At 35.4% G+C, this 512-nt stretch carries 1 protein-coding gene; it reads left to right on the top strand.

What is annotated here, in order from left to right:
• Positions 1-44: 44 nt before the first annotated feature.
• On the top strand, positions 45-512 hold a 468-nt coding region (locus JDF658_RS13620), incomplete at its 3' end, for a hypothetical protein (protein WP_143312025.1).

Here is a 512-nt window from a genome sequence, read left to right as displayed (position 1 = left end):
ATTTGTTCAGGGCGCCCAGATATAAAATTTGGGAGGTGTGTCTATTGAAAAAGATTGTTCTTTATAAAAATCTTCTAGTAGTAATAATGCTTGTGCTTGTACTTGGAATGAATATACAACCTGCATCGGCTTATTTTTTATTACCTTATCGTTGGCCAGATAATGTTTTTTATTATAAGATTGATAGCAGTGCTAACGATCTCACTAGCCTTATTTCGAACGCTGCTAATTCTTGGAACACAACGACACCTGTTTCTATTTCAAATTCGTCAAACGGAGAAGTTCTTATCAAAAAGGTTAATGAGCCAAATGTAAAATGGTCAGGAATCACAGACCATTATATTGGAGCGATTGGAAACACATATTTTTATACAAGCTGTATCGTCCGGATTAACCAATCTAAAATAGGGAATTATACTTCACTACAAAAACAAGGTGTAATAGCACATGAATTTGGCCATGTTATTGCCCTTGCCGATGATAATGGCTATCTGTTATACGGCGATCCAAAA

Source organism: Carboxydocella sp. JDF658 (assembly GCF_002049395.1).
Lineage (GTDB): Bacteria > Bacillota.
This window is presented reverse-complemented; position numbering and strand designations above follow the sequence as displayed.